The sequence below is a fragment of the Streptomyces sp. NPDC008092 genome (genome assembly GCF_042957285.1).
In the GTDB taxonomy this organism is placed as follows: domain Bacteria; phylum Actinomycetota; class Actinomycetes; order Streptomycetales; family Streptomycetaceae; genus Streptomyces.
On the sequence record NZ_JBIBHY010000021.1, the window covers coordinates 1 to 24,518 of the forward strand.

At 69.6% G+C, this 24,518-nt stretch carries 22 protein-coding genes and 1 riboswitch; of the genes, 11 read left to right on the forward strand and 11 right to left on the reverse strand.

Features of this window, described 5'->3' with window-relative positions; genetic code table 11:
- Positions 1-220: 220 nt before the first annotated feature.
- The 5 genes from ACFZB3_RS44470 to ACFZB3_RS44490 all read left to right on the forward strand — a co-directional run bounded on the left by ACFZB3_RS44470 (position 221) and on the right by ACFZB3_RS44490 (position 7,328).
- The gene (locus ACFZB3_RS44470) at positions 221-1,648 is read left to right on the forward strand and encodes an AIPR family protein (RefSeq protein ID WP_391388282.1); all 1,428 of its coding nucleotides are present in this window, start codon (positions 221-223) and stop codon (positions 1,646-1,648) included.
- Between the two features lie 636 nt (positions 1,649-2,284).
- A complete protein-coding gene (gene rlmN, locus ACFZB3_RS44475; RefSeq protein WP_366361091.1) occupies positions 2,285-3,391 on the forward strand; it encodes a 23S rRNA (adenine(2503)-C(2))-methyltransferase RlmN in 1,107 nt (368 codons plus the stop codon).
- A gap of 24 nt (positions 3,392-3,415) precedes the next feature.
- Positions 3,416-3,523, forward strand: a riboswitch (TPP riboswitch).
- A 72-nt stretch (positions 3,524-3,595) separates the two neighbouring features.
- Entirely contained in the window at positions 3,596-4,666 is a 1,071-nt protein-coding gene (locus tag ACFZB3_RS44480) for a thiamine ABC transporter substrate-binding protein (RefSeq protein WP_391388286.1), read from the forward strand.
- 44 nt (positions 4,667-4,710) lie between these two features.
- A complete protein-coding gene (locus ACFZB3_RS44485) occupies positions 4,711-6,309 on the forward strand; it encodes an ABC transporter permease subunit (protein ID WP_391388289.1) in 1,599 nt (532 codons plus the stop codon).
- Positions 6,309-7,328 (forward strand): ATP-binding cassette domain-containing protein, encoded by a 1,020-nt coding sequence (locus ACFZB3_RS44490; protein WP_391388292.1) that lies wholly within the window; start codon positions 6,309-6,311, stop codon positions 7,326-7,328. Before ACFZB3_RS44485 ends, ACFZB3_RS44490 begins: the two co-directional genes overlap by 1 nt.
- An 83-nt stretch (positions 7,329-7,411) precedes the next feature.
- Here ACFZB3_RS44490 and ACFZB3_RS44495 read toward each other — a convergent pair whose 3' ends face one another.
- The 7 genes from ACFZB3_RS44495 to ACFZB3_RS44525 form a co-directional block, all read right to left on the reverse strand.
- Positions 7,412-8,119 (reverse strand): LAETG motif-containing sortase-dependent surface protein, encoded by a 708-nt coding sequence (locus tag ACFZB3_RS44495; RefSeq protein ID WP_391388295.1) that lies wholly within the window; start codon positions 8,117-8,119, stop codon positions 7,412-7,414.
- Between the two features lie 159 nt (positions 8,120-8,278).
- Positions 8,279-9,433 carry an LOG family protein gene (locus tag ACFZB3_RS44500; RefSeq protein WP_391388298.1) on the reverse strand — a complete coding sequence of 385 codons (1,155 nt, stop codon included), beginning with the start codon at positions 9,431-9,433 and terminating at the stop codon, positions 8,279-8,281.
- Between the two features lie 213 nt (positions 9,434-9,646).
- A complete protein-coding gene (locus ACFZB3_RS44505; protein ID WP_391388301.1) occupies positions 9,647-10,054 on the reverse strand; it encodes a VOC family protein in 408 nt (135 codons plus the stop codon).
- A 125-nt stretch (positions 10,055-10,179) separates the two neighbouring features.
- The gene (locus tag ACFZB3_RS44510; RefSeq protein ID WP_391388304.1) at positions 10,180-11,670 is read right to left on the reverse strand and encodes a hypothetical protein; all 1,491 of its coding nucleotides are present in this window, start codon (positions 11,668-11,670) and stop codon (positions 10,180-10,182) included.
- Complete coding sequence (locus ACFZB3_RS44515) at positions 11,652-12,392, reverse strand: ATP-binding cassette domain-containing protein (protein ID WP_391388307.1); 741 nt, start codon at positions 12,390-12,392, stop codon at positions 11,652-11,654. Before ACFZB3_RS44515 ends, ACFZB3_RS44510 begins: the two co-directional genes overlap by 19 nt.
- A 192-nt stretch (positions 12,393-12,584) precedes the next feature.
- On the reverse strand, positions 12,585-13,967 hold the full coding sequence (locus ACFZB3_RS44520; RefSeq protein ID WP_391388310.1) for an aspartate aminotransferase family protein: 1,383 nt from the start codon (positions 13,965-13,967) through the stop codon (positions 12,585-12,587).
- The gene (locus ACFZB3_RS44525) at positions 13,952-14,470 is read right to left on the reverse strand and encodes an Lrp/AsnC family transcriptional regulator (protein WP_093498818.1); all 519 of its coding nucleotides are present in this window, start codon (positions 14,468-14,470) and stop codon (positions 13,952-13,954) included. The genes ACFZB3_RS44520 and ACFZB3_RS44525 overlap by 16 nt, the downstream gene beginning before the upstream one ends.
- A 165-nt stretch (positions 14,471-14,635) precedes the next feature.
- Between ACFZB3_RS44525 and ACFZB3_RS44530 the strand changes: the two genes are divergently transcribed.
- The 3 genes from ACFZB3_RS44530 to ACFZB3_RS44540 all read left to right on the forward strand — a co-directional run bounded on the left by ACFZB3_RS44530 (position 14,636) and on the right by ACFZB3_RS44540 (position 18,693).
- Positions 14,636-16,075: an aminobutyraldehyde dehydrogenase gene (locus ACFZB3_RS44530; RefSeq protein WP_391388314.1), complete on the forward strand. Its 1,440-nt coding sequence runs from the start codon at positions 14,636-14,638 to the stop codon at positions 16,073-16,075.
- Positions 16,076-16,268: 193 nt separating this feature from the next.
- Complete coding sequence (locus ACFZB3_RS44535) at positions 16,269-17,462, forward strand: extracellular solute-binding protein (RefSeq protein WP_391388317.1); 1,194 nt, start codon at positions 16,269-16,271, stop codon at positions 17,460-17,462.
- Positions 17,463-17,775: 313 nt separating this feature from the next.
- Entirely contained in the window at positions 17,776-18,693 is a 918-nt protein-coding gene (locus ACFZB3_RS44540) for an endo-beta-N-acetylglucosaminidase H (protein ID WP_391388320.1), read from the forward strand.
- 291 nt (positions 18,694-18,984) lie between these two features.
- On the opposite strand, the gene ACFZB3_RS44545 is transcribed toward ACFZB3_RS44540, so the two are convergent.
- Genes ACFZB3_RS44545 through ACFZB3_RS44560 form a run of 4 tightly spaced genes read right to left on the reverse strand, consistent with a single transcriptional unit; the run spans position 18,985 to position 22,322 of the window.
- The gene (locus ACFZB3_RS44545) at positions 18,985-19,863 is read right to left on the reverse strand and encodes an alpha/beta hydrolase fold domain-containing protein (RefSeq protein ID WP_391388323.1); all 879 of its coding nucleotides are present in this window, start codon (positions 19,861-19,863) and stop codon (positions 18,985-18,987) included.
- Between the two features lie 40 nt (positions 19,864-19,903).
- Positions 19,904-20,767, reverse strand: coding sequence for a fumarylacetoacetate hydrolase family protein (locus ACFZB3_RS44550; protein WP_391388328.1), 864 nt, complete (start codon positions 20,765-20,767; stop codon positions 19,904-19,906).
- A 6-nt stretch (positions 20,768-20,773) separates the two neighbouring features.
- The gene (locus tag ACFZB3_RS44555; RefSeq protein WP_391388331.1) at positions 20,774-21,460 is read right to left on the reverse strand and encodes a VOC family protein; all 687 of its coding nucleotides are present in this window, start codon (positions 21,458-21,460) and stop codon (positions 20,774-20,776) included.
- 19 nt (positions 21,461-21,479) lie between these two features.
- A complete protein-coding gene (locus ACFZB3_RS44560; protein ID WP_391388334.1) occupies positions 21,480-22,322 on the reverse strand; it encodes an alpha/beta fold hydrolase in 843 nt (280 codons plus the stop codon).
- A gap of 116 nt (positions 22,323-22,438) precedes the next feature.
- Here ACFZB3_RS44560 and ACFZB3_RS44565 point away from each other — a divergent pair, with 116 nt between their 5' ends.
- From ACFZB3_RS44565 to ACFZB3_RS44575, 3 genes are all read left to right on the forward strand, one after another.
- Entirely contained in the window at positions 22,439-23,107 is a 669-nt protein-coding gene (locus ACFZB3_RS44565; RefSeq protein WP_391388337.1) for a TetR family transcriptional regulator, read from the forward strand.
- A complete protein-coding gene (locus ACFZB3_RS44570; RefSeq protein ID WP_391388339.1) occupies positions 23,104-23,745 on the forward strand; it encodes a polysaccharide deacetylase family protein in 642 nt (213 codons plus the stop codon). Before ACFZB3_RS44565 ends, ACFZB3_RS44570 begins: the two co-directional genes overlap by 4 nt.
- Before the next feature lie 84 nt (positions 23,746-23,829).
- Positions 23,830-24,483, forward strand: a complete 654-nt coding sequence (locus ACFZB3_RS44575; protein WP_391388616.1) for a TetR/AcrR family transcriptional regulator C-terminal domain-containing protein — start codon at positions 23,830-23,832, stop codon at positions 24,481-24,483.
- The last annotated feature ends 35 nt before the right edge of the window (positions 24,484-24,518 follow it).

Consider the following 24,518-nt stretch of genomic DNA (forward strand, 5'->3'; position numbering starts at 1 on the left):
CGACGACCGCGCATGGGGTGGTCTCACCCCAGGACCAGACTTTCACGAGTGGTACACCGCATGGCTGGCATCACAGTAGATCTCAAACGCGGTCTCAGAAATCGACGATCTTATATCGGACCAGGCGTCTAATTCGGCGAGGGTATTCTTCATCCAGGCTAAGACAAGCGAGTCCTACGACTCTAAGCTCATCGCGAAGTTCCTTCACGGCGTCGAGGCTGTGACAAAGTACGTGATTAGGGCGAAGAGTGTCAAGCTTCCTCCGGCCTTGGTCGACCTGGCTGCTTTGATCGATCGGATCGCAGAGAGCGGCGACAAGTTTGAAGACCCGCGGATCCCGTGCGAACTCTTCTACGTCACCACTAGCAGTAATGATGGTAGGAGTGCACAGCAAGAGCTTCAGGTCACAGAAGCGATCGGTCGTATTCAAGCTCTCGGCATTTATTCAGAACCTTTGCGCCTCAACACTCATGGCCACGATGCACTAGCCGCAAAGCTGAAAGAGCGTCACGGACCACAGAACATTCGGTTCAACTTTGAGAAACGGCAGACCATTCCTGCGACTGAGCGGGTGAGTGAGGCCTACATCGGGCTCTTGTCCGGCACGGAGGTGATGAAGTTGCTGACGGATGAGACTGGCTCCGTACGGCCAGGGATTTTCGACGACAACGTGCGTCTCGATCTCGGTAGCCAAAACCCAGTGAATACCCGGATCGCGAGAACCCTTCAGAGCGATGACCGCGAGCACTTTCCCTTCCTCAATAACGGACTCACGATCATTGCGACAAAGCTCCAAGGGTCGGGTGATAGATTCTTCATATCCGGGTATCAGATCGTAAATGGCGGGCAGACGAGTCACCAGCTCGTTAGGTGGGCGGCAAGCGAAGCGGTTAAGGCCAAACCGGCCCTCCTCTCTGACCTTTGGATCCCGGTGAAGATCGTCAGCTCAGGCGACGTTGGAGTGCGAACGAGCGTGGCGATCGCTACTAACCTGCAAACTCCCATCGGCTCAACTGACATACAGGCGAGTTCCCAGATGGCGAAAGATGTGGAAGAGTATTTCAACCAGTCGGGTGTAAACGGCCTACGTTATCTGCGACAGAACCAGCATGCGTCTCTTGATTTCCCGCGGACTCGCGTTGTCACGACTCCCGAACTCAACCGAGCGGTCGCTGCGACACTGTTCGGTGATTCTTTCCGAGCGATCGGTGCTCCGAAGGAGCTAGAGGCTGAGGGTTCGTTCGTTTGGGGTGAATACTCCGTTGAGGCTTACTACTACGCGGCCTGGATCTTGTATCGGGTAGACAGATTCTTCGCCCGAACACCCGACTCGACCACCCTCAAAGCCGCGAAATATCACATCGCGATGATGGTGTCCGCTTTGATCACGCCGGAACTTGTGCCTATCTTCGAAACCGCTGAGATAGAGACAGCAAAACGGCGGCTGAGGGAAGGGAGGAAGCTGAAGTTCAAGATTTCGGACTCGGAGAAGATTGAAGTAGCGATCAGTACTGCAGTCGAGCTTGCCGCCGAGCAGTTTCAGTCTGTCTTGAACGAGGGCAGGAGTTTGCGCAAGGATGATGTGCGCAGCCGTCGTAACCAGGAGGCTCTGCTGCAAAAAGCCAAGGAGTCGACCGTCGACGTCTGATGCTCGACTTTTCGATACATTAGCCGAAAGTAGTCAGACGAAGAAGGCCGGGGATCGACCTCATTGAAAATCCCCAGCCTTCTGGTCTCTGTTCTAGGGATCTTCAACAGTTGAGGTTACGGCGGTTGGAGGTTGAGTCCGGTTTTGACGAGGAAGCGGTTGATGAGGCCGGGGCGATATTGCATCCGTTGAGCCGGGTATTCAACAGGGCCGTGAGTTCGTGGGGGCTGACGCTGAGAGACGAGCGCTGAGTCCCGCTGACATCCATGGCTGACATCAACAGCAACAGTTGCTGACACCACTGCGCGCCCCGGCACGACCGACGCGGCCGGTCGGATCTGCAACTGAGCCGAGCAATGATCGAACTCCCAATGCGGTGGTCACACGGCGGCGCCGCCGACGGCAGTGACCGCAGTGCTCACGGCGACGACGGCGGACGGCAGCGGCACTCGGCGGCCCGGCACGGTGCCGATATAGGACGATCGAACCGCGTCACCAAGGCGTGCCCGCATCTTCTATGCGCCGGGTCTGGGCCGCCCGAGGCCGACCAACGCTGACAACCGGCACCTGCGGGTGACCACTCCCACTTCGGTCTGGCCTGGGCTGCCGGAGTCGATCTGCGACACTGGTTGGGTTATGCCTAAGCCCGGAGAACTCACTTTCGTCGCGCCGCGCGGAGCCAAGAAGCCGCCGCGGCATCTCGCTGATCTCTCGCCTGCCGAGCGCAAGGACGCGGTGGCCGAGGTCGGGGAGAAGCCGTTCCGTGCCAAGCAGCTCTCGCAGCACTACTTCGCGCGGTACGCGCACGACCCCGAGCAGTGGACCGACATCCCGGCCGGGTCGCGGGACAAGCTGCGGGAGGCGTTGTTCCCCGAGCTGATGACGGTCGTACGGCATCTGTCGACCGACGAGGGGACGACCCGCAAGACGCTGTGGCGGCTGTTCGACGGCACGCTCGTCGAGTCGGTGCTGATGCGGTACCCGGACCGGGTGACCATGTGCATCAGCTCGCAGGCGGGGTGCGGGATGAACTGCCCCTTCTGTGCGACCGGGCAGGCGGGTCTGGACCGGAACCTGTCGACCGCCGAGATCGTCCACCAGATCGTGGACGGGATGCGGGCGCTCAGGGACGGGGAGGTGCCGGGCGGGCCCGCGCGGCTGTCGAACATCGTCTTCATGGGGATGGGCGAGCCGCTCGCCAACTACAAGCGGGTGGTCGGAGCGATCCGGGCGCTCACCGATCCGGCTCCGGACGGGCTCGGGCTCTCGCAGCGCGGGATCACCGTCTCGACCGTCGGACTGGTGCCGGCCATCCACCGGTTCGCCGACGAGGGCTTCAAGTGCCGGCTGGCGATCTCGCTGCACGCCCCCGACGACGAACTGCGCGACACCCTCGTCCCCGTGAACACGCGGTGGAAGGTGCGCGAGGTGCTCGACGCCGGGTTCGAGTACGTGGAGAAGAGCGGGCGCCGGCTCTCCATCGAGTACGCGCTCATCCGCGACATCAACGACCAGGCGTGGCGCGGGGACCGGCTGGGGCGGCTGCTCAAGGGCAAGCCCGTGCACGTCAATCTGATTCCGCTGAACCCGACGCCCGGTTCGAAGTGGACCGCGTCGCGGCCGGAGGACGAGAAGGCGTTCGTCGAGGCGATCGAGGCGCACGGTGTGCCGGTGACCGTCCGGGACACCCGTGGGCAGGAGATCGACGGCGCCTGTGGTCAGCTCGCGGCCACCGAGCGGTAATCTGAGGGCCGCAGGTACATCTTCATATTCCGACAGGGGAGCGCCACAGCGCTGAGAGTGCGGCAATCGGGCCGCAGACCCTCTGAACCTCGCCCAGGTCATTCTGGGTAGGAAGTTCGGTCATCACTCAAGCTGTTGCGCCCTGCCCGCACACCGCGGGCAGGGCCGCGTCTCTTCCTGGTCAACCCCAGGAGGAAAACACCAGTGCACACAAGGACCTTCTTGGCCGCAGCCGTCGGGCTCGGCCTCGTCACGCTGTCCGCGTGTTCGTCGTCGTCGGGCTCCGAGGCCGACTCCAAGACCGTCACCCTGGTCAGCCACGACTCGTGGGCCGTCTCCAAGAACGTGCTCAAGGACTTCGAGAAGCAGTCCGGCTACCAGGTCAGGGTCCTCAAGGACGGCGACGCCGGGCAGGCCGTCAACAAGGCGATCCTGACCAAGGACAACCCGCAGGGCGACGTCTTCTTCGGCGTCGACAACACCCTGCTGTCCCGCGCTCTCGACAACGGGCTCTTCCAGCCGTACGAGGCGAAGGGTCTCGACCAGGTCGGCACGGCCTACCAGCTCGACGCCGACAAGCACCGGGTCACGCCCATCGACTACGGCGACATCTGCGTCAACTACGACAAGGCGTACTTCAGCAAGCACAAGCTGACCCCGCCGGAGTCGTACGCCGATCTCGTCAAGCCCGAGTACAAGAACCTCCTCGTCACCGAGAACGCGTCCACGTCCTCGCCGGGGCTCGGCTTCCTGCTCGGCTCGGCCGCGCAGTACGGGGACAGCGGGTGGCAGGGCTACTGGAAGCAGCTCAAGGCCAACGGCGTCAAGGTCGTCGACGGCTGGGAGCAGGCCTACAACGACGAGTTCTCCGGCTCGGCCGGCGGGAAGAAGGCGGGCGGCGACCGGCCGCTCGTCGTGTCGTACGCCTCCTCGCCGCCCGCCGAGGTCATCTACGCCGACCCGAAGCCGAGCACCGCGCCCACCGGCGTCGCGACCGGCACCTGCTTCCGGCAGATCGAGTTCGCCGGGCTGCTGAGCAACGCCGCGAACACCAAGGGCGGCAAGGCGCTCATCGACTTCCTGGTCTCCAAGGAGTTCCAGGAGGACATGCCGCTGAACATGTTCGTGTACCCGGTGGTGAAGGGAGCGAGCGTGCCTGCCGAGTTCACCGAGTACGGGCCCGCCGCCCAGGACCCCGAGACCATGGCGCCCGACAAGATCGCCGCCAACCGTGACCAGTGGGTCAAGACGTGGACGTCACTCGTACTGAAGTAGCCGCGGCGGCCGGCCGGCGCGGGAGCGCGGCTCGGCTCGGGCTGATGCTCGTGCCGGTCGCGTTCTTCGCCGTCTTCTTCGCCTGGCCGGTCGCGGCGATCGTGACGCGCGGGCTGAGGGTCGACGGGGTGTGGCGGTTCGGGCGCGTCGCCGATGTGCTGGCGCAGTCCGACATCCGGCACGTGCTCTGGTTCACCACCTGGCAGGCGCTCGCCTCCACCGCGCTCACCCTGCTGGCCGCGCTGCCCGCCGCCTACGTCTTCGCCCGCCTCGACTTCCCGGGCAAGCAGGTGCTGCGGGCCGTGGTGACGGTCCCCTTCGTCCTGCCGACGGTGGTGGTGGGGACCGCCTTCCTCGCACTCGTCGGACGGGGCGGGCTGCTGGACGAGCTGTGGGGCGTACGGCTCGACACCACCGTCTGGGCCATCCTGCTGGCGCACGTCTTCTTCAACTACGCGGTCGTCGTACGGACCGTGGGCGGGCTGTGGGCCCAGCTGGACCCGCGGCAGGAGGAGGCCGCCCGGATGCTCGGCGTCTCCCCGGCGGCGGCCTGGCGGAAGGTCACCCTGCCCGCGCTCGCGCCCGCCGTGGCCGCCGCCGCGCTGATGGTCTTCCTGTTCACGTTCACCTCCTTCGGCGTGGTGCAGATCCTCGGCGGGCCGACGTTCTCCACCCTCGAAGTGGAGATCTACCGGCAGACCTCCGAGATCTTCGACCTCTCCACGGCGGCCGTCCTCACCCTCGTCCAGTTCGCCGCGGTCGGCGCGATCCTCGCCGTGCACGCGTGGACGGTACGGCGGCGGGAGAGCGCGCTCAGGCTGGTGGACCCGGCGGTGACGGCCCGCAGGCCGCGCGGGGCCGGGCAGTGGGCACTGCTCGGCGGGGTCCTCGCCACCGTCGCGCTCCTCCTCGTCCTGCCGCTGGCCGTGCTGGTACGGCGGTCGCTGGACGGCGGGCTCGGGTACTACCGGGCGTTGGGCGACGCCGACGGCGGGACCTTCCTGGTCGCGCCGATCGAGTCGGTCGTCAACTCGCTGCAGTACGCGGTCGTCGCCACCGCCGTCGCCGTGCTGATCGGCGGCCTCGCCGCCGCCGCGCTGGCCCGGCGGGACGCGGGGCGCCTCGTACGGGGGTTCGACGCGCTGCTGATGCTGCCGCTCGGGGTGTCCGCCGTGACCGTCGGCTTCGGGTTCCTGATCGCGCTCGACAAGCCGCCGCTGGACCTGCGCCAGTCCTGGATCCTCGTCCCGCTCGCGCAGGCGCTGGTCGGCGTGCCCTTCGTCGTACGGACCATGCTGCCCGTGCTGCGGGCCGTGGACGAGCGGCTGCGGGAGGCGGCGGCCGTGCTGGGGGCCTCGCCCTGGCGGGTGTGGCGGGAGGTCGATCTGCCGTTGGTGCGGCGGGCGCTGCTGATCGCGGCGGGCTTCGCCTTCGCGGTGTCGCTGGGGGAGTTCGGGGCGACGGTGTTCATCGCGCGGCCCGACAACCCGACCCTGCCGGTCGCCGTGGCCCGGCTGCTGTCCCGCCCCGGTGATCTCAACTACGGCCAGGCGATGGCCCTTTCCACGATTCTGATGGTGGTGTGCGCGGTGGCGCTGCTGGTCCTTGAGCGGCTGCGGACCGACCGGACGGGGGAGTTCTGATGCTGCTGACCCTGGACGCGGCGACCGTGCGGTTCGGCGGGCGGGCCGTGCTCGACGCCGTCGGCCTGGCGGTGGCCGAGCACGAGGTGGTGTGCGTGCTCGGGCCGAGCGGGAGCGGCAAGTCGACGCTGCTGCGGGCGGTGGCGGGGCTGCAACCGCTCGACTCCGGGCGGGTGTTGCTCGACGGGCACGACCAGGCTCGGGTGCCGGCGCACCGGCGCGGGGTCGGGCTGATGTTCCAGGACCACCAGCTGTTCCCGCAGCGGGACGTGGGCGCGAACGTGGCCTTCGGGCTGCGGATGCGTGGCACCGGGAAAGCGGAACAGACGGCGCGGGTCGGGGAGCTGCTGGAGCTGGTGGGACTTCCGGGAGCGGCCGGGCGGGCCGTCGCCGGGCTCTCCGGCGGTGAGCAGCAGCGGGTCGCGCTCGCCCGGGCGCTGGCGCCCCGGCCCCGGCTGCTGATGCTCGACGAGCCGCTCGGGCAGCTCGACCGCTCGCTGCGGGAGCGGCTCGTGGTCGAACTCCGGGAGCTGTTCGGGCGCCTGGGCACCACCGTGCTGGCGGTGACGCACGACCAGGGCGAGGCGTTCGCGCTGGCGGACCGGGTGGTGGTGATGCGGGACGGGCGGATCGCCCAGTCCGGCACGCCCCTGGACGTCTGGCAGCGGCCCGCGGACGAGTTCGTGGCCCGCTTCCTCGGTTTCGGCAACGTGGTCCCGGCGACCGTCGAGGGGACGGTCGCGGTGACGCCCTGGGGGAAGGTGCCGGTGGCCGAGGGCGCCGGGCAGGGGACGCGGACGCTGCTCGTCCGGCCGGCCGGCGTACGGCTCGTCGCGGCCGACGCGGGGCTGCCCTGCACGGTGGCCGCCCGCACCTTCCAGGGCACCCATGTCACCGTCCACCTCCAGCCCCAGGACGGGCCCCGCCTGGAGGCGGCCTGCGCGCTGCGGGAGGCCCCGGAGGCGGGGGACGCGGTGGGCGTCGAGTTCGACGCGGCGGAGACCGTCGTACTGGACTGAGGGGTTCGCCGGTACGGCCGAGGCCCGTCCCCCGGGGATACGGGGACGGGCCTCGACGGTGTACGGGTGGAGCGAGCGGCGGGTCAGTTGCCGCTGTGCGCCCCACGACGGCGCATGCCGAACCAGACGGCTCCGCCGCCGACCGCCACGAGCGCGGCGGCGACACCGGCGATCAGGCCGGTGTTGGAGTTGGCACCGGTCTCGGCGAGGTTCGACTCACCGACGGCCGGGGACGGGGCGTTGTCCGTCGTGGAAGCCGGGGCGGTGGTGCTGTCCGAGGCGGACGGGGTCGGGGAGTCCGACTCGGCCGGGGTGGTCTCGGTCGCCGACGGCGACGGGGTGGTGGTGCCCGTCGGGGAGGGGCTGGAGGTCTCCGCGGACTTGCACGCCGTCGACGGGGTCGTCAGGTTGGGCGTGATGTTCGTGTCGATCTTGATGCCCTTGGTGTCGACCACCACGTGGACCCGGTACTCCGCGTTCGGCTGCCAGTCCTCGGCGAAGGAGACCGTGGTGCCGCCCTTGGAGCCCTTGACGGTCTGGGCCTCGCCGACCTGCTTCGCGTCGGCGCCGTTGTTCTCCAGGAAGACGGTGATGGTGGCCGGAGTACCGGAGGCGTCGATGTCCTTGACGTTGATGACACCGTTGCTGCCGTCGCACGTGGCTTCGGCGGAGAAGTCGGAGATGTTGCACGCGAGGGCAGTGCCGGAGGCGGTGAACGCCAGCGCGGCCGACGCGGCGGCAACTCCCAGGACGCGCACGGAACGACGTGCACTGCGGCGGGATATGGACACGTTTGTCCTTACTGAGTGCATAACTGAGGGGGGCTGAGGGGGAATTGACGCGACAGTGAGGTGAGGCATCAGGATCCCCAAGAGTCCCTCAGGTCTATAAGTGCGCCGTAAGTAGTGTCAACGCATATGCGGTCCACAGGTGTTGACTTTGCCTTCTGTTTAATTGGTGAGACGTTTCAGCGCTTGTGAAGCTTGCTCGATCCGGTCAACCAGGGCGATACGGGACGCCATCGGCCGGTCCCCTGCGAGCGAGGTCAGCAGCTGCCAGGCAGGCAGCCGCTCGCTCCAGTGCGCCTCGTTCACGAGCACCATCGGGGTCGGTTCGCCGCGTGACTCGTAGTAGTTGGGCGTCGCGTTGTCGAAGATCTCCTGCACGGTCCCGGCGGCGCCCGGCAGGAACACCACACCGGCGTTGGAGCGGGCCAGCAGGCCGTCCTCGCGGGTGGCGTTGGCGAAGTACTTGGCGATGTGCGCGGCGAAGGCGTTCGGCGGCTCGTGACCGTAGAACCAGGTGGGGATCCCGACCGAGGGACCGCCGTCCGGCCAGCGCTCGCGGACCTCGAAGGCGGCGCGCGCCCAGTCGGTGACCGACGGCCGGAACGACGGTGCCTTCGCGAGGAGTTCCAGGGCCTCGTCGAGCATCCCGTCGTCGAAGGGCGCCGCGTACGCGCCCAGGTTCGCCGCCTCCATCGCGCCCGGGCCGCCGCCGGTCGCCACCGTGAAGCCGGCCCGCGCGAGTTCCCGGCCGAGCCGGGCGGCACCGGCGTACTCCGCCGTGCCGCGGGCCATCGCGTGCCCGCCCATCACGCCCACCACCCGGGCGCCGACGAGGAGTTCGTCCAGCGCGTCGGAGACCGCGTCGTCGTGGATCGAGCGCAGCATCGAACCGAATATGTCGCCGTCCGCCCTGGTCTGCTGGAACCAGGCGTACGAGCGGGCGTCCGGGGTCGCCTCGTACCCCGCGTCGAGCGAGTCGAACAGCTCGCCGGGCGTGTAGACGAAGGCGCGGTAGGGGTCGAAGGGCAGGTCCGGGACCGGCGGGAACACCAGGGCACCGGACGCGCCGGCCCGGGCGGCGGCCTCCGGGGACATCGGGCAGCCGAGGAAGACGGCGCCGGCGGTGTCGGCGGTCAGCAGGACGTCCGTACGGTCTGTCAGATCGACGGCCTGGATCCGGTACTGGGCGAGCGTCCCGTGCGCGGCGACGACCTCGTCGAACTCGGCGAGGGACTCGATCTCACGGTCGCGGGCGGCCCGGTGCGGCGACGCGGGCCAGGGCTGCGGGGGGTTCGGCTGGGCGGGTGTCGGATGCACCCGCCCATGCTAGGTCCCGGCCCCGGGCCGCTGCGGGGCCGTCCGTGGCCGCTCCGTCGTACTTGGCCGGCTCCCCTCGGGGACCCGGCTCTCAAGGACGAGGACGACGCGCGGTGCAAGTGGAGCCCGGCGCCCGTCGATCTGCCGTGAAGGTGCCGTGAACGGCATGGGCCGTGCTCGTCCGCACGGGCCCATGCCAGGTACCGGCGGGGCTCAGCCCTGGACCGCCGCCGGGTCCATCCACATGACCTCCCAGCTGTGGCCGTCGAGGTCCTCGAAGGAACGGCCGTACATGAAGCCGTGGTCCTGGACGTCGTCGTTCGCCGTGCCGCCGGCCGCGACCGCCTTCCCCACCAGCTCGTCGACCTTCTCGCGGCTCTCCGCGCTCAGGCAGATCAGCACCTCGCTGGTCTTCGTCGGGTCGGCGATCTCCTTCTTCGTGAAGTCGGCGTAGCGCTGCTTGCTCAGCAGCATCGCGATGATGGTGTCGCTGATCACGACGCAGGAGCAGTCGTCGTTGCTGAACTGCGGGTTGATCGAGTAGCCGAGCTCCGTGAAGAACGTCCGCGACGCGGCGACGTCGTCGGTGGCCAGGTTCACGAAGATCATCTGCTGGTACATGGGGGTCTCTCCCTCGGGTGTCGTGCCGTTCGTGGGGACAGACCGGGGGGCCCGGCGAAAGTCATCGCCGGGACCGATTTTCGGGGCCGGTTTTTTCGAACGGCTCGTCCAGCGCGTACGGCCTTTCAGCGGGCGAGCGGGAGCGCGGCGAGTTCCGCGATCAGCAGGGTGAGAGGGCCGAAGAGGGCCAGCAGCGCACCGGCGCGCAGGGCCGCCGCGCTGCGCAGAACGGTCGCCGGAGCGCCCAGGCGGAGCAGGGCCGCGGTGGTGCCGGCGCGGGACTGGCGGGCCTCCATGGCGGCGGTGAGGAGGGTGGCGAGCGTGCAGCCGGCCACCACGAGGCCGCCGAGAGTGGTGAGGGGGCCGAAGGCGGGGGCGCCGCCTTCGTCGCCGTGGAGGGCGGTGGCCGCGAAGGCGGCCGACGCCACCGCGCAGACGACGCCGAGGGGGCGGCCGATGCGGGTGGCCTCCGCCATCAGGACGCGGCCGGCCAGGAGGCGGCGGGCGCCGGGGCGGACGGACTGGAGGAGGCGGCCGCAGAGGTGGGTGAGGCCGGGGGCGGCGAGGACCAGGCCGAGGGCGGTGAGCGCCCAGCCGGCGAGGACGCCGGCGGGGCCGGTGGCGAGGCCGCCGGGGAGGGTGGTGTGGGGGGTGGTGCCGGTGACGGCGGCGGAGGATTCCACGGCGAGGCCTGCGGCCAGTACGGCGATGCCCCAGGGGAGGGCGGGGGGTGGGGTGGTGGGGAGGTCGGGTGCCTGGGCCGGGGTGTTCTCGGTGCTGTCGGCCTGGGCCGGGGGGTGGGGTTCGCTTACCGGCGCTTGCAGGGTGCCGTCCGCGCCCACCCGTGCCGCCCCAGCGGCACGACTGCCCGCGGATTGCGTGGGCTGCGTGGGCTGCGTGGGCTGCGTGGGCTGCGTGGGATGAAGAGGGTGAACGGGCTGGGCTGGGGGCTCCGTCGTGGGTGTGGGCTTGGTGGTGGTGGTCGTCGGGTTGCGGAAGAAGCCGGCGCCGAAGCGGCCGTAGGTGCCGAAGGTTTCGGGTTTCGGGGTTTTGCCGTAGGCGCCGAAGCGGCCGTAGACGCGGGTGCGGGTGCCGGGGTGGGGCAGGTCGCGTGGGCGGAGGGTCACTGCGACCGTGGCGGGGGCGAGGACCGGGAGGGTGGCCAGGAGGGTCAGGGCCGCCGGGACGGGCAGGGACTTGCCTGCCGCCAGGAAGTCCTTCGCCGCGCCGTCGAAGGGCATGCCCGTGAGGTCGCCGCGCAGGTGGAGGAAGACCAGGAGGGCCAGCAGGGAGCCCAGGGTGCAGGCGAGGGCCGTGTTGAGGGCGGCGATCGCCATCAGGCGGGCCGGGCCCAGGCCGAAGGCGGAGAGTCCGGGGCGCGGCCTGGCGCCGGGGTCGGTGCGGGCCACCGCGACCGCGAGGTACACCGTGCTGGCGGCCGGGATCGCGCACCAGGAGAGGCGCAGGAGCGCCGCGGTCGAGCGGTCCGGGTGGGTCAGCGCGTAGCCGAGGGCGGAGAGGAGGAGGAAGCCCGTGCCCGCCGCCGCGGCGGCCACCAGGAGGCGGCGCAGGTGGACGGTCGGCCGGGCGGCGCGGGTCAGACGGAGACTGAGCACTCGGCCCGGCCTTCCGCTTCGGGGACCGGCGGCAGGTGGACCGTGTTCACCCGGCGGCCGTCCAGGAGATCGACCTTGCGGTCGGCGAGGGCGGCCGTCTCCGGGTCGTGCGTGGCGAGGACGACCGTGATGCCGTGCGAGCGGGCCGCCGTGGTGAGGGTGCGCAGGACGTGGGCGCGGTCGGCGCGGTGCAGCGGGGCCGTCGGCTCGTCGGCGAAGAGGACCGTGGGCGCGGGCGCGAGGGCGCGGGCGATGGAGACGCGCTGGCGTTCGGCCTGCAGGAGTTCGGCCGGGTGCTTGCGTGCCTTGTCGCCGACGTCGAGGCGCTCCAGCCACTCCAGCGCGGCCACCTTGGCCCGGCGGCGGCCGGTGCCGCGCAGCATCAGGGGCAGGGCGGTGTTCTCCCAGACGTTCAGCTCGGGGACGAGGGTCGGGGCCGGGTCGATCCAGCCGAAGCGGTCGCGGCGCAGCCGTTCCCGGGCGAACGGGCCCATCCGGTGCACGGCCTTGCTGTTGAACCAGACCTCGCCGCCCTGCGCCGGGACCAGACCGGCCAGGCACCTCAGCAGCGTCGTCTTGCCGCTGCCGCGCGGGCCGCTGACGGCGAGGATCTCGCCCTCCCGCACGCCCAGCGAGACACCGGTGACACCCGGTGAGCCGTCCGGGTGGCTGAAGTGCAGGGCGCGTGCCCACAGCACGTCGTTGTCCGGCGGGGCCTCCATGGGCGTAACACCTCGGTTCTGATCCGTTTTGCCGTGCCTTCCCACGTCCGGGGGAACGAAGGCTGGGCCGATCGGTCACGTGCACGCTAGGCAGGTGCGGGGACGGAGCCCGGACAGCACGCGGCCCCGGGCCGCCGTTCTCACTCGAACGGGCGGCGCCGGGGCCGGATGATCAGACCGCTGATCCGACGATCAGAGCTTGGTCCACGCCTCCGTGAGGGTGGCGCGCAGGATCTGCTCGATCTCGTCGAAGGTCTCCTGGTTGGAGATCAGCGGCGGGGCGAGCTGGACGACCGGGTCGCCGCGGTCGTCGGCACGGCAGTACAGGCCGTTCTCGAACAGGGCCTTGGAGAGGAAGCCGTACAGGACGCGCTCGGTCTCCTCGTCCGTGAAGGACTCCTTCGTGACCTTGTCCTTGACCAGCTCGATGCCGTAGAAGAAGCCGTTGCCGCGGACGTCGCCGACGATCGGCAGGTCGTGCAGCTTCTGCAGCGTGGAGAGGAAGGCGCCCTCGTTGTCCAGGACGTGCTGGTTGAGGTTCTCGCGCTCGAACAGGTCGAGGTTGGCGAGGCCGACCGCCGCGGAGACCGGGTGGCCGCCGAAGGTGTAGCCGTGCAGGAAGGTGTTGTCGCCCTTGTAGAACGGCTCGGCGACGCGGTCGGAGACGATGCACGCGCCGATCGGGGAGTAGCCCGAGGTCATGCCCTTGGCACAGGTGATCATGTCCGGGACGTAGCCGAACTTGTCGCAGGCGAACATCGTGCCCAGGCGGCCGAAGGCGCAGATGACCTCGTCGGAGACGAGCAGCACGTCGTACTGGTCGCAGATCTCGCGGACGCGCTGGAAGTAGCCGGGCGGGGGCGGGAAGCAGCCGCCCGCGTTCTGGACCGGCTCCAGGAAGACCGCGGCGACGGTGTCGGGGCCCTCGAAGAGGATCTGCTGCTCGATCTGGTCGGCGGCCCAGCGGCCGAAGGCCTCCGGGTCGTCGCCGTGGATCGGGGCGCGGTAGATGTTGGTGTTCGGGACCTTGTGGGCACCGGGGACGAGGGGCTCGAAGGGTGCCTTCAGCGCCGGGAGACCGGTGATCGACAGGGCGCCCTGCGGGGTGCCGTGGTAGGCGACCGCGCGCGAGATGACCTTGTACTTGGTCGGCTTGCCCTGCAGCTTGAAGTACTGCTTGGCGAGCTTCCAGGCGGTCTCGACGGCCTCGCCGCCGCCGGTGGTGAAGAAGACCTTGTTCAGGTCGCCGGGGGCGTGGTCGGCCAGCCGCTCCGCCAGCTCGACGGCCTTCGGGTGGGCGTACGACCACACCGGGAAGAACGCCAGCTCCTGGGCCTGCTTGAAGGCGGTCTCGGCGAGTTCGGTGCGGCCGTGACCGGCCTGGACCACGAACAGACCGGCGAGACCGTCGAGGTAGCGCTTGCCCTTGTCGTCGTAGATGTAGGTGCCCTCGCCCCGGACGATGGTCGGGACGGGCGAGTTCTCGTACGAGGACATGCGGGTGAAGTGCATCCACAGGTGGTCGTACGCGGTGCGGCTGAGGTCCTTCTGGGTCACGGTTATCGGGTTCCCCACATGTAGGTCTGCTTCTTCAGCTTCAGGTAGACGAAGCTTTCGGTGGAGCGCACGCCGGGCAGCGCCCGGATGCGTTTGTTGATGACGTCCAGCAGGTGGTCGTCGTCCTCGCAGACGATCTCCGCGAGGATGTCGAACGAGCCCGCGGTCATCACCACGTACTCGACTTCCGACATGGCCGTCAGCGCGTCCGCGATCGACTCGACATCGCCCTCGACGTTGATGCCGACCATCGCCTGCCGGCGGAAGCCCACGGTGAGCGGGTCCGTGACGGCGACGATCTGCATGACGCCCTGGTCCAGCAGCTTCTGGACGCGCTGGCGCACGGCCGCCTCCGACAGGCCGACGGCCTTGCCGATCGCGGCGTACGGACGGCGGCCGTCCTCCTGCAGCTGCTGGATGATGGCGAGGGAAACGGCGTCCAACTGGGGGGTGCCGTTCCTGGACTCGCGGGACGAGTCCCTCTGGTCTGCGCTTCGACTGGCCACGACCTCACTGTGCACGACGTCTCGACGGTTCCGCAAGGCCGTATCGATGAAATTCGTTGTTTGAGGTGCCCTGTATTGCGGATTTCGCAGACGCGGCGGCCGTGGGGGTGTTGAAAACGTGGGATCTCGGATTACTGTGGGTGTCTCAGTGAATGGACACCCGAACTTGGAGGGCCGGCAGTGAGCACCGAGCTGCGTCGTCTGCGCAATTACATCGACGGTGAGTTCCGGGACGCCGCCGACGGACGGACCACCGAGGTGGTCAACCCGGCGACCGGCGAGGCGTACGCCACCGCCCCGCTGTCCGGCGAGGCCGACGTCGACGCGGCGATGGCGGCCGCGGCCGCCGCCTTCCCGGGCTGGCGCGACACCACGCCCGCCGAGCGGCAGAAGGCCCTGCTGAAGATCGCGGACGCGTTCGAGGAGCGGGCCGAGGAACTCATCGCGGCCGAGGTGGAGAACACGGGCAAGCCGACCGGGCTCACCCGCTCCGAGGAGATCCCGCCGATGGTCGACCAGATCCGGTTCTTCGCCGGTGCGGCCCGGATGCTGGAGGGCCGCTCGGCCGGCGAGTACATGGAGGGCATGACCTCCATCGTCCGCCGCGAGCCGGTCGGCGTCTGCGCGCAGGTCGCGCCGTGGAACTACCCGATGATGATGGCCGTGTGGAAGTTCGCCCCGGCGATCGCCGCGGGCAACACGGTCGTGCTGAAGCCGTCGGACACCACCCCGGCGTCGACCGTCCTGATGGCCGAGATCCTCGGCGGGATCCTGCCGAAGGGCGTCTTCAACGTCGTCACCGGCGACCGTGACACCGGCCGCCTGATGGTCGAGCACCCGGTCCCGGCGATGGCCTCCATCACCGGCTCGGTGCGGGCCGGCATGCAGGTCGCGGAGTCCGCGTCCAAGGACCTCAAGCGGGTCCACCTGGAGCTGGGCGGCAAGGCGCCGGTCGTCGTCTTCGAGGACACCGACATCGCCAAGGCCGTCGAGGACATCTCCGTCGCGGGCTTCTTCAACGCCGGGCAGGACTGTACGGCGGCCACCCGGGTGCTGGTGCAGGAGTCGATCCACGACGAGTTCGTCGCGGCGCTCGCGAAGGCCGCCGCCGAGACGAAGACGGGCCAGCCGGACGACGAGGACGTGCTCTTCGGTCCGCTGAACAACCCGAACCAGCTCAAGCAGGTCTCCGGCTTCATCGAGCGGCTTCCCGCCCACGCCAAGGTCGAGGCCGGCGGTCAGCGGGTCGGCGACAAGGGCTACTTCTTCGCGCCGACCGTCGTCTCCGGCCTCAAGCAGGACGACGAGATCGTCCAGAACGAGGTCTTCGGACCGGTCATCACCGTCCAGTCCTTCACGGACGAGGACCAGGCCACCGAGTGGGCCAACGGCGTCGAGTACGCCCTCGCGTCCTCGGTGTGGACCAAGGACCACGGGCGCGCGATGCGGATGTCCAAGAAGCTGGACTTCGGCTGCGTGTGGATCAACACGCACATTCCGCTGGTCGCGGAGATGCCGCACGGCGGGTTCAAGAAGTCCGGGTACGGCAAGGACCTGTCGGGGTACGGGTTCGAGGACTACACGCGGATCAAGCACGTGATGACGTCGCTGGACGCGTAGGCCGTACGCCGGCTGCGGGTGCGTGGGGGCTGGTCGCGCAGCTCCCCGCGCCCCTCGCAGGGGCGCTGTCCTGAACGGGGTCGGGAAGTAACACCGAGTTGATCCGGGGCATCGACAGGGTGTCGGGTCCGTGTCATGTCGCTCGACGCAGCGTCGATTGCCCGGCAACCGGCGGGCGCGACATGCTTCGGGTGTGCCCCAGACCTCCTCCCAGAAGCCCGCGCTCTCCCGTCGCTCCCTGCTGCGCGCGCTCGGCGGCACCGCCGCGCTCGGCACGCTGGCGGGCTGCGGGGTGCCCGCCGCCTACGTCAAGGCCGGCGACCGCGCCGTCACCGACGCGTCCGCCACGGACCACAGGCTGGTCTTCGCGAACTGGCCGCTCTACATCGACGTGGACGACGACAACCCGAACAAGCGGCCCACCCTCGACGCCTTCGAGAAGAGCACCGGGATCTCCGTCGACTACATCGAGGAGATCAACGACAACGACGAGTTCTTCGGCAAGATCAGCCCCGCGCTGATGAACCACCAGTCCACCGGCCGCGACCTGATCGTCATCAGCGACTGGATGTGCGCGCGGTTCGTCCGCCTGGGCTGGGTCCAGAAGATGGACCGCGCCCAGCAGCCGAACGTGGCGAAGTACCTGGACCCGCTGCTCCGCTCGCCCGCCTTCGACCCGGGCCGCCTCTGCACCGTGCCGTGGCAGTCGGGCATCACCGGCATCGCGTACAACCGCAGGAAGCTCGGCCGCGAGATCCGGCACGTCAAGGACCTGTGGGCGAGCGACCTCAAGGGCCGGGTGACCCTGCTCTCCGGCCTCGACGAGGCCTTCGCGCTGCTCATGCAGGGCAACGGCGTGGACATCACCAAGTGGACGGCCGACGACTTCCACGACGTCTGCGACGAGGTGCAGCAGCAGGTGGACCGGGGCCAGATCCGCCGCTTCACCGGCAACGACTACACCAAGGACCTGGTCAGCGGGGATGTCCTGGCCTGCCAGGCGTACTCCGGCGACGTCATCCAGCTCCAGGCCGACAACCCCGACATCCGCTTCCTCGTCCCCGAGGAGGGCGCGGAGCTCTGGTCGGACTCCCTGATGATCCCGGACCGCGCCGCCCACAAGACCAACGCGGAACGCCTCGTCGACTACTACTACGAGCCCGAGGTCGCCGCCGAACTGGCCGCCTGGGTCAACTACGTCTGCCCGGTCCCGGCCGCCCAGCAGGTCCTCGCCGACTCCAAGGACAAGGACACCGCTGCCCTCGCCGACAACCCCCTGATCTTCCCGAACACGGCGATGCGCAAGCGGCTCGCGATCGCCCGGGACATCACGTCGAAGGAACGGGTGGAGTTCGCCAAGCGGTGGAACGAGATCGTGGGGTTGTAGGGGGGGGCGGCTTCTGATGCGTGACGAGGACTCCTTTCTCGCTGGTGAGGAGCCGCTGACCGTCTGCTCCAGTGCTGCGGATCGGCAGCGTGCGTCGTCGGTCGGGGCCGGCGGGGCTGCGTAGCGTTCCGGCAACTCCCTTGCGGGGCCCAGGTTTGGGGCCCAGGTTTACGGTGCGACGTGTGCGCGTGGGAGTCGTCAAGGGTTCCATGGTTCTGGGGATTCGGTCACGGGAACGGAAAGAGCCGGGGGGCTTTCCCGGCGCCCGTCAACCGGTCGGGCGCCGCTCCATGCGATGGGAGACCGATCAACGATGTTCACTCCGGTGCGGAGCAGAATGCGGACGGCCGCGCTCGCGCTCTCGGCCCTTACGGCCCTCGCGTTAGGCGCGACCGCCACGGCCGGCGCGGCAGCGGCCCCCGCTCCCGCGAAACAGGGACCAACCTCGGTGGCGTACGTCGAGGTGAACAACAACAGCATGCTGAACGTCGGCAAGTACACCCTCGCCAACGGCGGCGGCAACGTCTTCGACGTCGCCGTGATCTTCGCGGCGAACATCAACTACGACACGGGCACGAAGGCGGCGACCCTGTATTTCAACGAGAACGTGCAACGCGTCCTCGACAACGCCGCTACGCAGATACGGCCGTTGCAGCAGAAGGGCATCAAGGTCGTCCTCTCGGTGCTCGGCAACCACCAGGGCGCGGGCTTCGCCAACTTCCCGTCCCAGCAGGCGGCTTCGACGTTCGCGAAACGACTGTCGGACACCGTGGCCAAGTACGGCCTCGACGGCATCGACTTCGACGACGAGTACGCCGAGTACGGCAACAACGGCACCGGCCAGCCCAACGCCGGCTCGTTCGTGTACCTGGTGTCGGCACTGCGCGCCAACATGCCGGGCAAGATCATCAGCCTCTACAACATCGGCCCGGCCGCGTCGCGCCTGTCCTACGGCGGCGTGGACGTCTCGTCCAAGTTCGACTACGCCTGGAACCCGTACTACGGCACCTGGCAGGTCCCCGGCATCGCACTGCCCAAGTCGAAGCTGTCGCCGGCGGCCGTCGAGATCGGCGGAACCTCACAGAGCACGGCCGCCGCCCTCGCCCGCCGCACGGTCAGTGAGGGGTACGGCGTCTATCTGACGTACAACCTCGACGGCGCCGATCGCAGCGCCGATGTCTCCGCGTTCACCAGGGAGCTGTACGGCAGTGACGCTCGCTACACGCCGTAGACCGACTGCGCTCCCCGGTGTCCGGTGTCCCCTTGGGGCGTTCCGCATCCCGTAGGACCGCGCCTCGGGCAGGCCGCGCTTTCGACAACGATGTCGGAGGCGCGGTCGCCACAGATACCGTGACCTGCGCTGTACCGAAGCGCCGACCACGTCCCTGATTCCGTGAAACCCTCGAAGGCCTGGTGGCCTCAGGGGTCCGCCCCGGAACCCGGCACGCTCTCGCCTGCGCCCGGGGCGAGCCCCGGACAGTGGTGAGAACAGGGGCCTCGGGCACTGTCCATCAGGTCCCGGTCATGCCGACACACTCCGGACGATGGCGCGCGCCGCGGCGCGGCCCTCGGATACGGGGGTGATCGGGTAGACGTGGACGCCGCCGTCGAGCTCCGTGAGATTGATCCTGGTGCCGGCGCTTGCCGCACGTTGTGCCAGGAGCAGGACATCGGGGTGGAAGAGGTCCCGGGTGCCGATGTAGACGTCGGTTTCCGGCAGCGGCGACAGGGGGCCGTGGATCGGGCTGAGGCGTGGGTCCGTCGGGTCGTCTCCGCCGGCCCAGGACCGCCCGGCCCGCAGCAGGCCGGTGGTGGTGAGCCAGGGGTCACGGGCCTCGACCTCGGGAATGTCCGGATTGGCGAGTGCCAGGTCGAGCCAGGGCGAGATCAGGACGAGGCGGCCGGGCTGCGGCAGGCCCGCCCCGGCGAGGGTCTGGGTGAAGCCGAGGGCCAGGCCCGCGCCGGCGGAGTCGCCCATGACCGAGACGCGGTCGGAGCCGACGTGGTCGAGGAGTTGCCGGTAGACGGCGGTGACGAAGGGGTACGCCTCGCGGTAGGTGTGGTGCGGGGCGAGTCCGTAGTGGGGAACCTCGACGCGCAGCCCGGCGTCGGCGAGGCGGGAGACGAACTGCCAGTGCTGCGGAGCCATTTCTCTGACGTAGGCCCCGCCGTGGAGGTAGACCACCGCACGCTCGGCGCGCCGGTCCCGTGGGGCGACGGTGTGGCACACGAAGCCCTCGACGTCGCGTCGGCTCACCTCGTGCCGCCGCCGCAGCGCCGCGGAAGGGCCGACCGGCGCCACGGCGGGTCCCTGCCGGGCGGTGGGATCGGACGCGGCCGTCCTCGGTCTGACGACGAGCCGCAGGAACAGGGCAAGGGCGCGCATCTGGATGCTGCTCATGGGGGATTCGCCTTCCTGTCGGTCAGGCACGGCGTGCCGGTCAGACGCAGGTGTTGGTCAATGTCCCCAGTCCCTCGATCGTGGAGCGCAGGACGTTGCCCTTGGCCAGGTAGCGGGCGGGGGTGCGGGAGAAGCCGACGCCGGACGGCGTGCCGGTGAAGATCAGGTCCCCGGCGCGCAGTTCCACCACACCGGAGAGACGGCCGATCAGGGTGGGGATGTCGAAGACCAGGTCCCGGGTGCGGCCGCTCTGCACGGTTTCCCCGTCCAGCGTGCAGGTCAGGGCGAGGTCGGTGGGGTCGTCGAGTGCGTCGAGTTCGTCGATCGTGGTGATCCACGGGCCGATCGGGCTGAATGCCCGGTGGCTCTTGGCGAGGCTGAACTGGGGCGGGCTGCCGGCCAGTTGGCCGGTGCGTTCGGAGATGTCCTGGCCCACGCAGAAGCCGGCGACGTGGTCGAAGGCCTTGTCGGCGGGGATGTCGCGGCCGCCCAGGGCGAGCACGACCACGAGTTCGATCTCCCAGTCGCAGGTGGCGGTGGGCAGCGGGATGTCCTCGGCCGGTCCTGCGAGGGAGGAGGGGAACTTGGTGAAGACCAGCGGGGAGTCGGGGATGCCGAGGCCCGTCTCGGTGCCGTGTTCCCGGTAGTTGAGGCCTACGGCGAAGATCTGGCCCGGTGCGGTGACCGGAGGCCCGAGCCGGGTCGCGTCCGCTTCCAGGCTTGCGAGCGTGACGGACGCGTCCACGAGCGGGCGGGCGGTGGCGAGCCAGTCGCGGATCTCCGGGATCCGGGTCAGGGCCGCGTCGGGATACGCCGGGAAGCGGCCTCGGGACGTGGCTTCCAGGTCGACGACGCCGTCGGCCGTGACGAGGACGGCACGCCCGTCCAGGTTGGCGAGTCTCATGGCGGCTCAGTCCTCGACCTTCACCGGGGGCTCGGTGTCGCTGAGCAGCTCGCGCAGCTGCTCGTCCGAGGCGGTGGCGAGGAACGCGTAGATCTCGTCGGGGAAGTTGATGTGCGGCTTGGCGCGGTCCAGTGCGGGCTGCGGCAGCGCCTGGGGCGGACGCACGTAGTCGGCCGGCCGCCGGTAGCGGGCGAGTTCCGCCTCGTCGATACCGGCCAGGGCGACGACCTCCGGGTCGATCCAGGCCCGGTCGTCGATGGCCTCACCAGCGGTGATCTCCAGCACCATGCCCTCGGGCCCGCCGAAGTAGACGGACTGGCAGAAGCCGTGGTCCACGGGGCCCAGCGCCATGACGCCCCGGCTGCGGATGCGGTCGCGCAGGGTCAGCAGCACCTCGACGCTCGCCACGTCGAAGGCGACGTGCTGCATGGCACCGGCGGCGACCGGACTGGTGGGGGAGGAGGCGTGGGTCAGACCCCACTCGGTCCTGCCGGGGTTCTCGGGGTGCTGGACGAAGGCGATGTAGGACGTCGGGTTGAGCTCAAGGAACGCGTGCCAGGCACCCTCGACGCCGTGCATCCAGTACAGGGCCTTGAGTTCGCAGCCCAGTACGTCCGTGAAGAACTCGATCTGGGCCTTGATGTCGCGGGTGGCGATGGCGAGGTGGTTGACGCCACGGGGGTGGACGGTCATGTCGATCACTCCTTTGTGATCACGCGTCGACGGGGGAACCGGCGCGCAGGGTCCTGCGGCACCAGTCGCCGACCACCTGGGCGTAGTCGGCGGTGTGGAAGAGCATCAGCTGGTGGACGCCGTCGGGATGGACGTGCAGTTCCACCGGGCCGCCGGTGGCACCGGCGACGGCACGGGCGAGGTCCGGGGTGAACACCGGGTCCTTCTCGCCGACGGTGAAGAGGATCGGCTTGGTGTTCTCCGCCAGCGGGACCGCGGGCTCGTAGCGCATCAGGGATCCCCAGGACGCCAGGTCGTAGGACCAGGTGTTGAGCGGGTCCTGGCGCTTCTGGCGGTCGGCGCCCGGGTAGCCGTAGTCCTCGTCGAAGTCGTAGAAGCGGCCGATGTCGAACCGCAGGGCATCCCCGAAGCGTGCGATCAGCTGCTCGTAGGCCTCCGTCCGGAACGGGTTGTCGGCCGGGATCATGGGGGAGGACGGGATGGCGTACCCCATGAGCACGGCACCGGCGAACACGTCGGACGCGGCGTGGGCGCAGTACGCGGCGGCGGCGCCCAGGGACGAGCCCTTCACGAAGACGGGCAGCCCGGTCGCGGCGGCGATGTGCTCGCCCATCCCGACGGCCGCGGTCGTCCACTCGTCCAGGGTGAACCTCCCGGCGGGCCGGATGGTCCGGGAGCGGCCGTGGCTCGGCGCGTCCATGGACCACACCTCCGCGCCGAGCCCCGCGTAGTGGGCGGCGAAGGTGTCGTAGATCCCCCCGTGGCCGCCGATGCCGTGCTGTACGAGCAGCACGTGGTCGGCCTCCGGGTGCGGGTAGCGGTAGGCGAACGTCTCGCCGACCACGTGGTCTTCACGTTTCATGACTGCCTCTCATGACTGCCACCGGACGGCGGGCGTCGTCCTCGCGCCCCGCCGGATGTTGATGAGTATCAACTTTAAATTGATGGGGGTCAACATCTGGCGTTAACATGGAGGCCATGAGCCCTGCCATCCCGCGTACCGGACGACCGCCGGCCGAACTCGCCCCCGCGACCCTCGACGAGATCCTGGGCGGGGCCCTGCGGATGTTCGCGGAGAAGGGCTACGACGGAGCCTCCGTCGCGGCGCTCAACCGCGAGCTCGGGGTCAGCCACAACCTCATCCACCAGCGCTTCGGGTCGAAGGAGAAGCTCTGGTACGCCACCGTCGACTGGGCCTTCGCCGGCATCGCCGCCGAGCTGCTGCCGGAGCTGGAGAACACCGAGGGCGGGCCGCTGGAGCAGACGCGCCGGATCATCCGCCGCTTCGTCCTCGTCCACGCCCATCGCCCCGAGGTGCTCCGCCTCGTCAACATCGAGGGCGTCGCCGAGACGCCCCGGCTCTTCCATCTGTACGAACGGCACGTGGAGCCGGTCCTCAGCATGCTCGTCGCGCCCCTGTGCGACCTGATGGAGAAGGGTGAGATCGCCCCAGTGCCGATCCGTACCCTGCACTTCCTCGTCGCGCACGGCGCCAGCGCGCCGTACAGCCTCCTCGGGCTCGCCCGCCGTCTCGGCCCCGGTGATCCGCTCGATCCCCAGGCGATCGCGGAGCACGCCGACGTGGTCGCCGACCTCGTCATCGGAGGGCTGCAGTACCGTACGCGGCACGGCGGGGGCCGGCCGTGAAGGTGACGCTGACCTTCGACAACGGCCCGACGGCGGCCGTCACCCACCAGGTGCTCGACACGCTCGCCGCCCACGGAGTGCAGTCCACGTTCTTCCTCGTCGGCGAGAACCTCCGTGATCCGGCGAACCGCGCCGCGGCCGGGCGCGCAGCCGGGGACGGGCACTGGATCGGCAACCACACCCTGACCCACTCCGTGCAGCTCGGCGACAGCCCCGACGCCGGCACCGCCCGGCGCGAGATCGGCGAGGCCCAGCGTCTCATCGGTGAACTCGCCACCCCGGGACGGCTGTTCCGCCCCTACGGGCGCGGCGGCATCCAGGACCGGCTGCTCCTCAGCCGGGCGGGACTCGCCCGGCTCCGGCGCGACAAACACACCTGCGTGCTCTGGAACAGCGTCCCCCACGACTGGGACGACCCGGACGGCTGGGTGGACACCTGCCTGGCCGACGTCGCCACCCGGGACTGGAGCCTGGTCGTCCTGCACGACCTCGCCACCGGCGCGATGGATCACCTGCCCCGCTTCCTCGAAGGCCTGGCGGGTGCCGGAGCCGACGTCGTCCAGGACTTCCCGCCCGACTGCGTCCCGATCCGGGACGGTCGCGTCCTGCGTTCGCTGGAGCACCTCGTGGCCGACTGAGCGGGAGCCGCAGGAGGCAGCCGAGGAAGGCATACTTCTCGCGTGCCGAAGCCACGTGATCAGAAGCAAGGGGGTGGCGCGCCGGTGCGGCGCTCGCCGGGTCGTCCGCCCGTTCCGCTGGAGCGGATCGTCGCCGCGGCGCTGCAGATCGTCGACGAGGAGGGCGCCGAGGTCCTGTCGATGCGGACGCTCGCGCAGCGCCTGGGATCCGGGACGGCCACGCTCTACCGGCACTTCGACAACCGCTCCGCTCTCGTGGCGCACGTGGTGGACCGTGTGTTCGGCACGGTCGAGATCAAGGGCGACGAACTGACCGCGGCCGGCTGGCAGGAGGCGTGCCGTACGGTGGCGCAGGCCATGTTCGACGCCCTGGGCCGGCACCGTGGTGTGGCGCCGTTGCTCGTCGAGCGGATCCCCATCGGCCCCCATGCCATGGCCGTGCGCGAGTCCTGCATCGCGGCGTTGCTCGCCGACGGGTTCCCGCCGAAGACCGCGGCGCAGGCCTACGCGACGCTGTCGCGCTACGTGCTGGGTTTCGCGATCCAGTTCCGGGGTCCCGGTGACGCGGCACAACCCGACGGGGCCGAGGCCTCCGCCGTGTTCCGGGAGGCCGACCCGTCCCGGTATCCGGCCACCGTGGCGGTGGCGGCCTGGATGCCCGTGCCGCTGGAGGACGAGTTCGCCTTCGGGCTCGACCTCGTCCTCGACGGGCTCGGCCGCCTCCGGGACGGCGGCTGACCCGCGCGGACGGGCGCGGCGCGGTGCGGACCTCG

What these genes read in the sequence shown, in the direction of transcription:
- rlmN (WP_366361091.1), top strand. Translation starts at nt 2,285, where the DNA reads ATGCCTAAGCCCGGAGAACTCACTTTCGTCGCGCCGCGCGGAGCCAAG.
- ACFZB3_RS44485 (WP_391388289.1), top strand. Translation starts at nt 4,711, where the DNA reads ATGCTCGTGCCGGTCGCGTTCTTCGCCGTCTTCTTCGCCTGGCCGGTC.
- ACFZB3_RS44490 (WP_391388292.1), top strand. Translation starts at nt 6,309, where the DNA reads ATGCTGCTGACCCTGGACGCGGCGACCGTGCGGTTCGGCGGGCGGGCC.
- ACFZB3_RS44505 (WP_391388301.1), bottom strand. Translation starts at nt 10,054, where the DNA reads ATGTACCAGCAGATGATCTTCGTGAACCTGGCCACCGACGACGTCGCC.
- ACFZB3_RS44515 (WP_391388307.1), bottom strand. Translation starts at nt 12,392, where the DNA reads ATGGAGGCCCCGCCGGACAACGACGTGCTGTGGGCACGCGCCCTGCAC.
- ACFZB3_RS44540 (WP_391388320.1), top strand. Translation starts at nt 17,776, where the DNA reads ATGTTCACTCCGGTGCGGAGCAGAATGCGGACGGCCGCGCTCGCGCTC.
- ACFZB3_RS44545 (WP_391388323.1), bottom strand. Translation starts at nt 19,863, where the DNA reads ATGAGCAGCATCCAGATGCGCGCCCTTGCCCTGTTCCTGCGGCTCGTC.
- ACFZB3_RS44550 (WP_391388328.1), bottom strand. Translation starts at nt 20,767, where the DNA reads ATGAGACTCGCCAACCTGGACGGGCGTGCCGTCCTCGTCACGGCCGAC.
- ACFZB3_RS44555 (WP_391388331.1), bottom strand. Translation starts at nt 21,460, where the DNA reads ATGACCGTCCACCCCCGTGGCGTCAACCACCTCGCCATCGCCACCCGC.
- ACFZB3_RS44560 (WP_391388334.1), bottom strand. Translation starts at nt 22,322, where the DNA reads ATGAAACGTGAAGACCACGTGGTCGGCGAGACGTTCGCCTACCGCTAC.
- ACFZB3_RS44565 (WP_391388337.1), top strand. Translation starts at nt 22,439, where the DNA reads ATGAGCCCTGCCATCCCGCGTACCGGACGACCGCCGGCCGAACTCGCC.